This window comes from Stappia stellulata, from assembly GCF_020176715.1.
Lineage (GTDB): Bacteria > Pseudomonadota > Alphaproteobacteria > Rhizobiales > Stappiaceae > Stappia.
Genome location: NZ_JAIVMF010000005.1, coordinates 185,750 through 197,725 on the forward strand (window position 1 = coordinate 185,750; position 11,976 = coordinate 197,725).

The window sequence follows — 11,976 nt, forward strand, 5'->3', positions numbered from 1 at the left end:
TGCCGGCGAGGGGTACCCTATCGCGATCCTCTTTCAAATACGTTTCCCAGCCCCGGCGGTTCATATCGGGCCGCAAATCACGCCGGCCCGGCCCCGCTAACCATAGAATCACTTCGCCTGCCTGGGGCCATTCATTCGCTGTCTGCGGTCGCGTAAACTCTTTGGTAACGATTGGGGGGAGCGTCTGGCATGCGCAAGATGATTTGGGTTCTGGTGGCCATCTATGCGGCGATCGGGCTGGTGCTGTGGTCGGCGCCGTCCTTCGCCGCGCCCGAGGTCGTCGCCTTTTCCGATGCCCGCTTCGCGCCCGGCACCATCGTCGTGAAAAACCGCGAGCGCCGGCTCTATCTCGTGCAGCGCGGCGGGGTGGCGCTGCGCTATCCGGTGGCCGTCGGCAAGCGCGGTAAGGTCTGGGTCGGCCGCACCTATATCAACGGCATGCACGTCAAACCGGCCTGGTCGCCGCCGGCGGAGGTGAAACGCGATCTGCCGCATCTGCCGGCCGTGATCGCCGGCGGGGCGCCGAACAATCCGATGGGCGTCGCGGCAATGACGCTCGCCGGTGGCGAATACGCGATCCATGGCACCAATCGTCCGGGCTCCATCGGACGTGCCGTCTCCTATGGCTGCATCCGCATGCAGAACCGCGACATCGCCGATCTCTTCGCCCGCGTGCGCGTGCGCACACCCGTCATCGCGATCAACTGAGAGCGGCGCGAAAGGGCCCCCGCCCGTCTAAGCGATCCTGCGTATTCAAATATTCGTACATTAGAATATTATTGACGAACCAAATCCGCTAGGGAGTTCGTCATGTTGTCACTCACCGACAGAAACTGGTCGCCCTACGCCGCCGGCGTGGTGATCGGCCTTCTTCAGATCCCGGCCTTCCTGCTGGTCGATACCGCGCTCGGCGCGTCCTCGTCCTTCGTGACCGCCGGCGGCTTCGTCGCGAGCCTCGTTGATCCGGCCGCGGCGCAGATCGACTATTTCGCCAAATACATGAGCAGCGGCAAATATTTCTGGCAGTCGGCGCTGGTCATCGGCATCGCGCTCGGCGCGTTCCTGTCGGCCACTATGTCCGGCTCGCGCCGCGCCAGCTTCTCGCCGGCCTGGACCCGCATGACGGGCGTCTCCAGCCTGTGGGGCCGGATGGCGATGGGCTTTGCCGGCGGCTTCGTGCTGCTGCTCGGCGCGCGCATTGCCGGCGGCTGCACCTCGGGCCACGGCATTTCCGGCATGGCGCAGCTCGCCGTCGGATCCACGGTCGCGGTGGTCGCCATGTTCGCCGGCGGCATTCTCACCGCCGCCATGTTCAAGAAAGTCTAGGAGGTCTGGTCATGTCTTTGTTCTGGCTCATCGTTCTCGGACTGGCCATGGGCCTGGTCTTTGGTGCCGCGCTGGAGAAAAGCCGCGTCATGGAGCCCGGCGTTCTCGTCGGCCAGTTCCAGTTCCGCAACTTCACCATGCTGAAGATGTTCCTCGCCGCCACCATCACCGGCCTGGTCGCGCTGGCGGTGCTGAACGGTCTCTTCGGCGTCGCGCTGCACCCCAAGGCCTTCGCCGTCGGCCCGGTCCTGATCGGCGGGCTGATCCTCGGGGTCGGCATCGCGCTTGCCGGCGCTTGCCCGGGAACCGCGCTCGCCCAGGCGGGCGCCGGCTACCGGGATGCCTGGGCGATCATTGCCGGCGGGGTCGCGGGCGCGATCTTCTACGGCTATGCCAAGGCGCCGATCGATGCGGCCCTTGGCTGGGGCGACTTCGGCAAGATCACTTTCGCCGACCTGCTGCCGCTGCCGTTCTGGGCGCTGGCGCTGATCTTCGCCGCGCTGCTTGCCGCCTTCCTCTTTGTGCTGGAGCGGCTCGCTCCCTGGCAGGAAGATCTCGCGCAGGCGGAAACCATGCTTGGCGATCCGGCCTGTTCCGATGGCGGTGCGCGCCCCGCGCCGGCGGAATAGGACGGTCCAGGCCTGATCCGCCTGGAAAGCGAAGCCCCCGGGAAAGCCCCTCCCGGGGGCTTTTGCGGTGTGGGGGACAATCCGCGCAACGCCCGGCTTGCCGCCGGTCGCGGCAGGGGGCACTGTCGGATCGCAGATATCCGAACGAGATCCCGGGGGCCCCATGCTTGGCGCATTGACCATCATCCTGTGCTGTCAACTGGCGGGGGAGGCGATCGTGGTCGCCACCGGATTGCCGGTGCCGGGCCCCGTGCTCGGCATGGTGTTCCTGTTCACCGGCCTCGTTGTTCGCGGCGGCCCCTCGGTCGAGCTGTCGCAAACGGGCGATGCGCTCCTGCGCAATCTGGCTCTGCTCTTCGTTCCGGCCGGCGTCGGCGTCGTGCTGCATCTGGGGCTTCTGGGGCGCGAGGGCGTCGCGATCTCTGTCTCGCTTGTCGTCTCCACGCTTTTGACCATCGCCGTCACCGCGCTTGTCATGCGCTGGACGCTGAAAGGGCGGGACGGTGATGCGGATGCAACGCCCGGACGCGGGGGAGACGGCGCATGAACGCTCCGCTCACCGAGGTCTGGGTCTATCTTTCCGCAAGCCCGCTCGCCGCGCTCACGCTGACGCTCGTCGCCTATCAGGCCGGCTTCTGGCTCTATCGCAAGGCCGGCTTTCATCCGCTGGTCAATCCGGTGCTGATCGCCGTGGCGCTGATCGCCGGGCTGCTGCTTGTGAGCGGCACCTCCTACCGGACCTATTTCGACGGCGCGCAATTCGTCCACTTCCTGCTCGGCCCCGCGACGGTCGCGCTTGCCCTGCCGCTTTATCGTCAGCTTGAGAAGGTGCGCCGCTCGGCGCTTGCGATCCTCGCCAGCCTGCTTGCCGGTTCGCTCACGGCGGCCGTGTCGGCGGTGGGCGTTGCCATGGCGCTCGATGCCTCGCGTGAAACGCTGGCCTCGCTGGCGCCCAAGTCCGTGACCGCGCCTGTCGCCATGGGCATTTCCGAGGCGCTGGGCGGGCTGCCCTCGCTCACCGCCGTTCTGGTCATCCTGACCGGCATTCTGGGCGCGGCCTTCGGGCCGCTGGTGCTTGACCTCATGCGCATCCGGGACTGGCGCGCCCGCGGCTTCGCCATCGGCGTTGCCTCGCACGGCATCGGTACGTCGCGCGCGCTTCAGGTCAACGAGACGGCGGGCGCTTTTTCCGGCCTTGCCATGGGCCTGAATGCGGTCGCGACCGCCGTGCTGCTGCCGCTGGTGTGGAAGCTTTTCTTCTAAGCTGACGCCGGATCAGCTTGCCTGGCGCGCCGTTGCCGCGCGCAGCCAGCGGCGCGGGTCGACCTCCCGGGTGAAGCCGCGCGCGCCGGAGAGCGCCCGGCACAGGTCCGCCACGGCGTCGAGCGAATGCACCGCGCGGAACTCGTCCACATGCGGCAGCATGGCCCGCACCCCCTTGGCGCGCGCCTCGAAGCCTTCGAAGCGCAGCAGCGGGTTGAGCCAGATCAGCCGGCGGCAGGAGCGGTGCAGCCGGTCGATCTCGCGTTCCAGATCCTCGTCCGTATCGCGCTCCAGCCCGTCGGTCACCAGCAGCACGACCGGTCCGCCCGAGAGCACGCGGCGCGACCAGTGCTTGTTGAAATCGGCCAGTGCCGTTGCGATCCGCGTGCCGCCGGACCAGTCCTCGACCCCTTCGGTGCAGGCGATCAGCGCCTCGTCCGGGTCCTTCATCCTGAGCTGCCGGGTGACGTTGGTCAGCCGCGTGCCGAACAGGAACGTATGGACGTTGCGTCGTTCCTCCGTCAGCGCATGCAGGAAATGCAAAAGGAGGCGGGTGTATTGGCTCATCGAGCCGGAGATGTCGCAAAGCGCGACGACGGGCGGGCGCTTGAGGTCCGGCTTGCGGTGGCGCAGGTCGATCATGTCGCCGCCGGTCCTGAGCGAGGACCGCAGCGTTCGCCTGGGGTCGATCCGGCCCCGGGTGGCGGCGACGAGCCGCCGGCGCCGGACCTTTTCCATCGGCAGCACCATGCGGCGGAGCGCATCCTTGGCGGCGCGCAGTTCCTCCGCGTTCATCTGGGCGAAGTCCTTGCGCTGCAGCACCTCGCGCCCCGACACGGTGAAGCTTGCATCGATCTCAAGCTCCTCGCGTTCTTGCTGCTCGCGCTCGCGGGTCGCCTGAAATGCCTGGGCGACACGGGTCTGCGCGGCCTTCGGCTTGTCGGGCTCGCTGCGCGCCGGGGCGACGGGCGAGAGGATCGACAGCAGTTTTTCCACCAGCCCGCGCGAGCGCCAGTAGATCCGGAAGGCCTCGTCGAAGACCGCCCGCTGCTCGCGCTTGTGCACGAAGACGGAGTGGAGCGTCCAGTAGAGGTCCTCGCGGTTGCGGATGCCGGCCACCTCCACCGCCTGCACCGCATCGACCACGCTCGCCGGACCCACCGGCATGCCGGCGCGGCGCAGGGTGCGCGCGAAATGCACGATGTTGTCGGCAATGCGCCCGGCGGATGCCGCCGTGTTCCGCGCGTCTCCGGTGCCCGTGTCGGTCATGGCCGTCAAACCGCCTTCGCGGCTTCGCGGTCGAGCTCCTGGCGGATCTGATCGACAATCTGGCGGGCGCGCGACCCGCGCACCCGGTCGATGTCGTCCTGATATTTCAGCAGGACGCCGAGCGTGTCGGAGACCATGTCCGGGTCGAGCGCAATTTCGTTGAGTTCCGTCAGGGCGGTCGCCCAGTCGAGCGTTTCGGCGACGCCCGGCTGCTTGAACAGATCCTCGTCCGCCCGCAGTGTCTGGACGAAGGCGACGACCTCCTTTGCCAGGCGGGCGTCGGCGCCCGGCACCTTGCGGCGGATGATTTCCAGTTCGCGCTCGGCGGTCGGATAGTCGACCCAATGGTAGAGGCAGCGGCGTTTCAGCGCGTCGTGGATCTCCCGGGTGCGGTTGGTGGTGATGATCACGATCGGCGGCTCCTCGGCCTTGATTGTGCCGAGTTCCGGGATGGTCACCTGATTGTCGGCGAGCACCTCCAGCAGGAAGGCCTCGAAGGCCTCGTCGGCGCGGTCGAGTTCGTCGATCAGGAACACCGGAGGGCCGTTCAGCGACGGCTGCAGCGCCTGCAGCACCGGGCGCTTGATCAGGAACTGTTCGCTGAAGACGCTTTTCGACAGGTCGTCGTGGCTGGCGTCGCCGGCGGCCTCCGAGACCCGGATCTCCACCATTTGCGCCGCATAGTTCCATTCGTAGACGGCGGTCGAGACGTCGAGGCCCTCATAGCACTGTAGGCGGATCAGGTCGCGGCCGAGCACCTGGGAGAGGACCTTGGCGATCTCCGTCTTGCCGACGCCGGCCTCGCCTTCCAGGAAGAGCGGACGTTTCATCCGCAGGGCCAGATGCAGAACGGTGGCAAGGGCGCGGTCGCCGACATAGCCTCCCTGTTCCAGAAGGGCCAATGTGTCGTCGATGGTGTCTGGCAGCGCCTGCGAGGTCATCGGGTCTCCCTGCGTGTTGTCTTGCCGTGCCCGTCGGGATTGCATCGTATGGCGGTTTCGAACCCCGGGCTTTGCACGATCATAATCAGCTTGGCCGTCGATTGTCAGGTGGCGCGCGCGGTGTCTTTCGACAAGGTTGCCGGGCCTGCCGGCGCGCAACCGCCGAAAGCGGCCTTACCGTCTCGGCAGCACAAGCCCCGCGCCGTCGCGCATCACCGCGCGGGCGTGCCCGGTGAAATCCGACCCGATGCCGTCATGCAGCACGAACCCCGGAAGCAGGCGCAAGGGCGCCCGGCTGGCGCGCAGCGCCCGCACCAGCACGCGGGTGGCGGGCGCGCCGGCGCGCGGGTAGAGCGGGATCACGTCGATCGCGCCGAAGCGCCCGCGCAAGGCGGTGAGGATCTGGTCGAGGCCGTCGGCCCGGAAGACAAGCGTCAGCGAGCCGCCGTCGCGCAGGATGTCGGTCGCCGTGCGGGCCCAGGGCTCCAGACCGCGCTCGTCCAGCACATGCGCGCCGGCCCGCGCGAGCGCCGGCGACATGCGCACGTGTCCGTCGAGATAATAGGGCGGGTTCATGATGACATGGTCGGCGAGCGCCGGGACGAGGCCGGCCGCATGGCGCTCCTTGCCCCTGGCCGTGACATCGGCCTCCAGCACCGCGATCCGTTCGGCAAAGGCCCGGTTTTCGGCAAGGTCCAGCGCGTCGCGGGCGAGCGTGAGCGCCGTCCGGTCGCGGTCGACCAGGGTCACCCGGACCTGGGGCAGACGCGCGGCAAGGCAGAAGCCGGCCGCCCCCGCGCCGGAGCCGAGATCGACGACATGGCCCTTGACGTCCTCCGGGACGGCGGCCGCCAGATAGACCGCATCGAGGCCGGAGCGGTGCCCGCCGCCGCGCGCCGGCTGCAGCACAAGCACCCGCCCGCCCAGAAAGGCGTCGCGGGTCGGTGCGTGTGGCGGTGTCGCGGCTTTGTCCCGTGTCTCGGGCAGGTCGCCCATCACGATTGCTTTCGGCTCTTGTCGGGGGCCAGTTCGTGTTCCAGCCCGGCGTCGATCATCAGTCTGACCGCGCCCGGACGGTCGTCCTCGTCGACCATCACGCGGCGCGCGATGATCCCGAGCGACCCTTCCACCACGCTCATGTTGCCGTCCAGCACGATATGCGGGATCCCGGCATCCTTGAGCAGGGCCTCGACAAAGGAAATGAGCACAACGTCGTTGGTGCGAAGCAGGGGAACCATGGCGGGCCTTTCGGTCGTTCACTCCTGGACGGGGACCTTAGCGGAAATGAACCGGGGCCGCGACGGCCAAGCGGCCGGTCGTGGTTCAGGCGAAGGATCTTTCAACACAGTGTTGCCGGAAAGATGGCTTGCCGGATGCCGGGGGCAGACCTATTGTCCCGGCAACGCGAAACAAGAAAGGTTTTCACCGTGGGCGCCGTCGTTCCCTTGCGCGAGAGCCGGTCGGAACCGGCAAGCATCCAGAACCTGGTCGACTTGACCGGCAGCGGCATGGAGGCTGTCAATCAGCTGATCCTGTCCAAGGCCGGGTCGAATGTCGACCTCATCCCGGAAATCGCGCGTCATCTCATATCCTCCGGCGGCAAGCGGTTGCGCCCGATGCTGACGCTGGCGATGGCCGATCTCTTCGGCTACGCGGGCGACGGTCACGTCGGTCTCGCCGCCAGCGTCGAGTTCATGCACACGGCGACGCTGCTGCACGACGATGTCGTCGACGAAAGCGACATGCGGCGCGGCAAGCTTGCGGCGCGCAAGCTCTGGGGCAATCAGGCCAGCGTTCTGGTCGGCGACTATCTGCTCGGGCAGGCCTTCAAGATGATGGTCGATGTCGGTTCGCTCGAAGCCTTGCGGATCCTGGCGAGCGCCTCCGCCGTCATCGCCGAGGGCGAGGTGATGCAGCTCGGTGCGGCCCAGGACATCGAGACCACCGAAGAGCGCTACATGCAGGTGATCGAGGCAAAGACGGCAGCACTCTTTGCCGCTGCCGCCGAGGTCGGCCCCGTGCTGGCCGACGCGGGTGACGAGGCCCGTTCGGCGGCGCGCGACTACGGCATGGCGCTCGGCCTTGCGTTCCAGCTCGTCGACGACGCGCTCGACTATGGCGGCTCCGCCAGCGACCTTGGAAAGGACATCGGCGACGACCTGCGCGAAGGCAAGATCACGCTTCCGGTGATCCTGGCGATCCGCCGGGGCGAGGCCTCCGACCGCGCGTTCTGGACGCGCTGCCTTGAGGATCGCGACGTGCGCGAGGGGGATCTCGCCCACGCCATTTCGATCATGACGGCGACCGGGGCGCTGGCCGACACGGTGGCGCGTGCCCGCGCCTTCGGCGACGAGGCCCGTGCCGCGCTCGAGCGCCTGCCCGCCGGTCCGCATCGCGAGGCGCTGGGCGAGGCCGTCGATTTCTGCATCGCACGGCTCAGTTGAGCGACAATCTCGGCAAATCTTGATGCTGAAATTGCGAAATTTGCGCGAAACTTGATCGAACTTGCACAAAAACGCCGCCCGGTCGGGGCGGCGTTTTTCGTAGCGGCGGCGGGGATTTCTCTCAGCCCATGCGCTCGGAGGCGTAGCTGCCCGGGCTTGCCGGGAAGACCACCGTCTTGTTGCCGTTCAGGAACACCCGGCGGTGGATATGCGCGTGGATGGCGCGGGCCAGCACCTGGCTTTCCACGTCGCGGCCGAGCGACACGTAATCCTCGGGCGACTGGGCGTGGGTGACGCGCACCGTGTCCTGCTCGATGATCGGCCCCTCGTCGAGATCGCTGGTGACGTAATGCGACGTCGCGCCGATCAGCTTCACGCCGCGGGCGAAGGCCTGCTTGTAGGGGTTGGCGCCCTTGAAGCTCGGCAGGAACGAATGGTGGATGTTGATCACCCGTCCGGCCATCTCCTCGCACATGCGCGTCGACAGCACCTGCATGTAGCGGGCCAGCACGACGAGCTCAGCGCCGGTCTCCTCGACGATGGCCATCTGCCGCGCCTCGGCTTCCGCCTTGTTGGCCTTGGTGACCTTGATGTAGTGGAACGGAATGTCGTGGTTGACCACCAGCTTCTGGTAGTCGAGGTGGTTGGAGATCACGCCGACGATGTCGATCGGCAGGGCGCCGATGCGCCAGCGATAGAGCAGGTCGTTCAGGCAATGGCCGAAGCGCGACACCATGATCAGCACCTTCATCCGCGCCGTCTCGTCATGGAACGCATAGTCCATGCCAAGCGGCCTGGCGCGGTCGGCAAAGCCTTCCGACAATTGGTCCAGCGTCGTTCCGGTCTCGCTGTTGAAGCTGATCCGCATGAAGAAATTTCCGGTCTCGCGGTCATCGAACTGGGCGCTGTCGGTGATGTTGCAGCCGCTCTCGGCCAGATAGGTCGAGATGGTTGCGACGATGCCGCGGGTCGAACGGCATGTGACGGTCAGGGCGAATGCGCTCATCGGGATGTCCTGCTGGATGGAAATTCGGGGCAGTGGCGGGTCACATGAAATCAATAGCCGGTGAAGCACAGTCTTGTCAGCATCCCATTGTCGTGCATTGCAAAAAGCGGCGCGCGACGGTGGAATTGCGACGGGTCAGCCGGCGAAGGCGCCGATCCGCTCGACCGGTGCGGCGGCCACCCACCAGCCGGGGTGGGCCGCATGCAGCGCCTGTTCCGCCGCCTGCGCTTCGGTCAGGGTCGCGAAGATGGCGAAACAGGTGGCGCCGGACCCGGACATGCGCGCAAGCATCGCGCCGGCGCAGCCGCCAAGCGCCGCGAGCATCCCGTCGACCTCCGGCGCGATCCCGCGCGCAGGACGCTCAAGATCGTTGCGGGTGGCTTTCAGCCAGGCGCAGAGCGCGTCGAGATCGCCGAACCCGTCTTCGGGAAGCGCGGGGAGGGGCGGATTGTCTTTTGTCGTCAAGCCTTTGAAGACATCCGGTGTCGAAACGGCGATGCCGGGGTTGGCCATGACGACCGCATGGGCGGGAAACCGCTCCAGCGGGGTCAGGATCTCGCCGATCCCTTCGACCCGGACCGGTTTCGACAGGAGGCACATGGGAACATCGGCGCCGAGATCGGCCGCCAGACCGGCCAGCGTCTCGTCGTCGAGATCGGGCCCCCAGAGGTCGCGCAGCAGGCGAAGCGTCGCGGCCGCGTCGGCGGAGCCGCCGCCAATGCCCGAGGCAACCGGCAGGGTCTTCTTCAGCTCCAGCGCGACATCGGCGTCCCGGTCGAGATGGGAGGCCAGACGGCGGGCGGCTGCGGTGACCAGATTGTCGGCGGACGCATCGCCAGATGGGTCGCCGGAGGGCACGAGATCGGCCGCGAATCGGCCCGAGAGCGTCAGGCCGGGCGCGGATCCGCGCGGACCCAGGCCGACCCGGTCGCCGATCGCGGGAAAGACCGCAAGGCTGTCGATCAGATGGTAGCCATCGGCGCGTTGACCGGTCACATGCAGCGCGTAGTTGAGTTTCGCCCGCGCCAGGCGCGCGTGAGCGGTCGGTCTCGCGGTCTCGGTCATGCGTCCAGCGTCAGCCGCCGTTGTCTTTCAGGTCCTGTCCAACGGTTGCGGCGGGAATCGCGCCGTCCTCGCGCAGGCCGTTCTCGATCTTGTCGAGGATCTTCGGTAGTTCGTCGGGCTCGGGATCGAGGTCGCGGGCGTGGTTCCACTGGAAGCGGGCTTCCAGCCGGCGGTCGACCTTCCAGTAGGCGTCGCCGAGGTGATCGTTGATGATCGGATCTTCCGGGCGCAGCGCCACGGCCTTTTCCAGTTCGACGACGGCTTCCTCGTAGCGGCCGAGCTTGTAATAGGCCCAGCCGAGACTGTCGACGATGTAGCCGTCGCGCGGGCGCAACTCCACCGCCTTGCGGATCATGTCGAGCGCTTCCGACAGTTTCAGGCCGCGGTCGACGAGGGAGTAGCCGAGATAGTTCAGCACCAGCGGCTGATCCGGCGAAAGTGCCAGCGACTGGCGGAAATCGGCCTCTGCCGGTCCCCAGTCCTTCAGCCGTTCGCGGCAGATGCCGCGGTAGTAGAACAGCGCCCAGTGCTTGGGTTCCGGCTCGGGGATCGTGTCGATGCCGCGGGAATAGATCGCGTCGGCCTCGGCGAACATCTTGTGCGAGCGCAGCACGTTGCCGAGCGCGGTGACGGCGTCGAGATCGCTCGGATCCTCGTCGACGAGGGCCAAAAGGTGGGCGCGCGATTCGTCCAGTTTCTCGAGCGCATTGTAGTTCAGCCCGATCTGGATCTCGGCGTCGCGCTTCAGCGGCGAGGAGGCCTCGACACCGTTGAGGATCGTGATCGAGCGTTCGTATTTCTGCTGCCGGTCGAAGAGACCGGCAAGGGCGATGGCGGCAACATCCGCGTCGTTGTCGAGATGAAGCGAGAGCTGCAGGAAGACGGCCGCAAGTTCCTCGCCGCCGTCGCGGCCAAGCGCCGCACCGAGGCCATAGAGCACTTCCGCCGCGCCGGTGCGCGCGTTTTCCGCGATCCGGCCGATGTCCTCACCGCTTTCGATCAGCTTGCGGGTCTGAACGAGCACCGGATGGTCCGGCAGGATCATGTCGTATTGGTCGAGAACCTCGTAGGCCTTTTCCGTATTGCCGCTCTTGGCGAGCGCGCGCGCATAGGCGTCGATCACCCTGAGCGCGCCACGGTCGGCCTCATAGGCGGCCTTGAGGTTTTCAAGCGCGTCCTCGTTGCGGCCCGCGTGATCCTGAATGAGGGCGGAATGATAGGCGACGAAAACCGTGTACCAGTCCGGGCCTTCCAGGGCCGCGATGCGGGCAAGTGCTGCATCGGTCTCGCCGCGTTCCTCAAGCGCCCATGCGGCGACCAGGCCGGAGGTGAGGACCGCGAGCGGCCCGCGACCGCCATCTGCGAGCAGGGTTTCGCTCAGGTCCGGCTTTCCCGCCCGCAGCGCTTCCACGGCCAGCATCAGTTGCGCCATGAAATGGTCGGGCTGCTCGCTCGACAGCCGTTCGGCCAGCACCAGCGCCTCGTCGAGATTGCCGTTGGCCAGTTTCAGCACGAAGGTGCGATCGAGAAGAAAGGGGTTGCCCGGATCCTGCTCCAGCGCTTCTCCGAAGAAGGCGGCCGCATTTTCCAGGTCGTTGTTCTGTCCGGCGAGGCGTCCCGACAGATAGCTGCCGCTGAGCGTTATCGGCAGACCGAATTCCGTGCCGCTTTGGGAAGATTCGGCCTTCGCAGCGACAGGCTGCGCTGCCACCACGGCAACGGCGACGCTCAGTCCGGCGGCGAAAAACAGACGTCGGGCGGACGAAATCGGAGGGTAACGCTTCATGGTGTGAGACTTGCTTCCCCTGCTTGCGCACGCTTCGAGACGAGTCATGCGTCCAGTAACCTAACCGAGGATGGCTTTATTGTGTCCATGCCGCAAGCGGTACCCGCAGCACGGCCGCCGCGGCGTCGGACCACTGCGAGATATGGTGCGCCGACCCGGACCGGCAACGAGATGGCGCCCGCCTGCGTGTCAAAAAACCTTTGTTTCGTGCACTGCATCATTTAAGTGGGGAGCGTCCGGTAGGGAC

Annotated in this window: 13 protein-coding genes; 6 read left to right on the forward strand and 7 right to left on the reverse strand. The window is 66.9% G+C overall.

Annotated features, from left to right (window positions below; translation table 11 throughout):
* The first annotated feature begins 189 nt into the window (after positions 1-189).
* The 5 genes from LC092_RS08875 to LC092_RS08895 all read left to right on the forward strand — a co-directional run bounded on the left by LC092_RS08875 (position 190) and on the right by LC092_RS08895 (position 3,218).
* Complete coding sequence (locus LC092_RS08875; RefSeq protein ID WP_412103545.1) at positions 190-708, forward strand: L,D-transpeptidase; 519 nt, start codon at positions 190-192, stop codon at positions 706-708.
* A gap of 102 nt (positions 709-810) precedes the next feature.
* Positions 811-1,326, forward strand: a complete 516-nt coding sequence (locus LC092_RS08880) for a YeeE/YedE thiosulfate transporter family protein (protein ID WP_224806157.1) — start codon at positions 811-813, stop codon at positions 1,324-1,326.
* 11 nt (positions 1,327-1,337) lie between these two features.
* Positions 1,338-1,955, forward strand: coding sequence for a YeeE/YedE thiosulfate transporter family protein (locus LC092_RS08885; protein ID WP_224806158.1), 618 nt, complete (start codon positions 1,338-1,340; stop codon positions 1,953-1,955).
* A gap of 163 nt (positions 1,956-2,118) precedes the next feature.
* The gene (locus LC092_RS08890; RefSeq protein WP_224806159.1) at positions 2,119-2,502 is read left to right on the forward strand and encodes a CidA/LrgA family protein; all 384 of its coding nucleotides are present in this window, start codon (positions 2,119-2,121) and stop codon (positions 2,500-2,502) included.
* Positions 2,499-3,218, forward strand: coding sequence for an LrgB family protein (locus tag LC092_RS08895; RefSeq protein WP_224806160.1), 720 nt, complete (start codon positions 2,499-2,501; stop codon positions 3,216-3,218). Before LC092_RS08890 ends, LC092_RS08895 begins: the two co-directional genes overlap by 4 nt.
* Before the next feature lie 12 nt (positions 3,219-3,230).
* Here LC092_RS08895 and LC092_RS08900 read toward each other — a convergent pair whose 3' ends face one another.
* From LC092_RS08900 to LC092_RS08915, 4 genes are all read right to left on the reverse strand, one after another.
* Positions 3,231-4,487 carry a vWA domain-containing protein gene (locus tag LC092_RS08900; RefSeq protein WP_224806161.1) on the reverse strand — a complete coding sequence of 419 codons (1,257 nt, stop codon included), beginning with the start codon at positions 4,485-4,487 and terminating at the stop codon, positions 3,231-3,233.
* Between the two features lie 5 nt (positions 4,488-4,492).
* Positions 4,493-5,428 (reverse strand): AAA family ATPase, encoded by a 936-nt coding sequence (locus LC092_RS08905; RefSeq protein ID WP_224806162.1) that lies wholly within the window; start codon positions 5,426-5,428, stop codon positions 4,493-4,495.
* Positions 5,429-5,602: 174 nt separating this feature from the next.
* A complete protein-coding gene (locus LC092_RS08910) occupies positions 5,603-6,424 on the reverse strand; it encodes a tRNA1(Val) (adenine(37)-N6)-methyltransferase (protein WP_224806163.1) in 822 nt (273 codons plus the stop codon).
* A complete protein-coding gene (locus LC092_RS08915; protein ID WP_224806164.1) occupies positions 6,424-6,666 on the reverse strand; it encodes a DUF2007 domain-containing protein in 243 nt (80 codons plus the stop codon). The genes LC092_RS08910 and LC092_RS08915 overlap by 1 nt, the downstream gene beginning before the upstream one ends.
* Before the next feature lie 189 nt (positions 6,667-6,855).
* Between LC092_RS08915 and LC092_RS08920 the strand changes: the two genes are divergently transcribed.
* On the forward strand, positions 6,856-7,872 hold the full coding sequence (locus LC092_RS08920) for a polyprenyl synthetase family protein (RefSeq protein WP_412103546.1): 1,017 nt from the start codon (positions 6,856-6,858) through the stop codon (positions 7,870-7,872).
* Between the two features lie 121 nt (positions 7,873-7,993).
* Here LC092_RS08920 and purU read toward each other — a convergent pair whose 3' ends face one another.
* The 3 genes from purU to LC092_RS08935 form a co-directional block, all read right to left on the reverse strand.
* Positions 7,994-8,878: a formyltetrahydrofolate deformylase gene (gene purU, locus LC092_RS08925; RefSeq protein ID WP_224806165.1), complete on the reverse strand. Its 885-nt coding sequence runs from the start codon at positions 8,876-8,878 to the stop codon at positions 7,994-7,996.
* A gap of 135 nt (positions 8,879-9,013) precedes the next feature.
* Positions 9,014-9,943 (reverse strand): 4-(cytidine 5'-diphospho)-2-C-methyl-D-erythritol kinase, encoded by a 930-nt coding sequence (locus LC092_RS08930; protein WP_224806166.1) that lies wholly within the window; start codon positions 9,941-9,943, stop codon positions 9,014-9,016.
* 10 nt (positions 9,944-9,953) lie between these two features.
* The gene (locus tag LC092_RS08935) at positions 9,954-11,729 is read right to left on the reverse strand and encodes a tetratricopeptide repeat protein (protein ID WP_224806167.1); all 1,776 of its coding nucleotides are present in this window, start codon (positions 11,727-11,729) and stop codon (positions 9,954-9,956) included.
* Between the last annotated feature and the right edge of the window lie 247 nt (positions 11,730-11,976).